This is a genomic window from Thiolapillus sp. (genome assembly GCF_048562965.1).
Taxonomy (GTDB): domain Bacteria; phylum Pseudomonadota; class Gammaproteobacteria; order Chromatiales; family Chromatiaceae; genus Thiolapillus; species Thiolapillus brandeum_A.
Genome location: NZ_JBHNMF010001159.1, coordinates 1 through 818, shown reverse-complemented (window position 1 = coordinate 818; position 818 = coordinate 1). Strand labels below are relative to the sequence as shown.

General features: G+C 48.5%; 1 protein-coding gene. It reads right to left on the bottom strand.

The window, feature by feature from the left end:
- Window positions 1–272: 272 nt before the first annotated feature.
- On the bottom strand, window positions 273–632 hold the full coding sequence (locus ACOCD2_RS23010; protein ID WP_293650260.1) for a transcriptional regulator: 360 nt from the start codon (window positions 630–632) through the stop codon (window positions 273–275).
- Window positions 633–818 lie beyond the last annotated feature (186 nt).

Here is an 818-nt window from a genome sequence, read left to right as displayed (position 1 = left end):
GATGCTGCAAACCTGTTTGGCTAAATCGGTTCTGTGGGCAATTGCGTTGCCGTTAAGCAAGTGCTTGATGTATTCTATGCCGGTTGCTGTGGACAGCCTCAGCCTCCGTTTGATTTGGTTTTGTGTGTTCATGCCGTGAAGCATGCAGCAAACGGTACATTTTGTTCAGATGTTTTTTATGGGTAAAGGGCAGGGTTAGCCGCTAAAACTGCGCTGGGCTGTTTGATCAGCTTCCCTTCGTTACTTTCTCCCTTAATTACTCTTCTTGGCGTTTAACCCTTGTCTTTCTTTCTCGCGTGCTGTTCCCAGCGCCTCACGATGAATGCCTGGTGTTCAGGCAGGACCGCGCATACCCTTACAAAGCCGTGAGGTAAGCTGCTTTTTACCTTCTTGCCGGCCAACTCCTCCAATGTCTTGGTGTCCATGTCCGTGGATTCGAGCAATAGTGGAAGTGGGACCTCTAATGCGTTGGCAATCGCTGCCATTTTTTCTAGGGATGGATTGCCCTTCCCGGTTGTAAGGTCAGATAGAAATGAGATAGACACGCCCGAACGATCTGACAGTTCCTGCTTTGTCATGTCGCGCTCTTCAAGACACTTGAGCACATTCGTGAAAAATATGTATTTGTACACCGCGTTCCTGTCTCGTCCGGATCGTTAATTTTAGCGGCTAAAATCCCCGCGCTTGTTGTTACGATATATCGAAATTATTTTTTAAATGTTAATTTTACCGTTTATATGCGTTGTGCGCATCCCCCGCGTTGCGGGCTGGGCTGTTCGCTTCGCCTGCGGGTTCCGCTTTCGCTACATTCCTTCCCT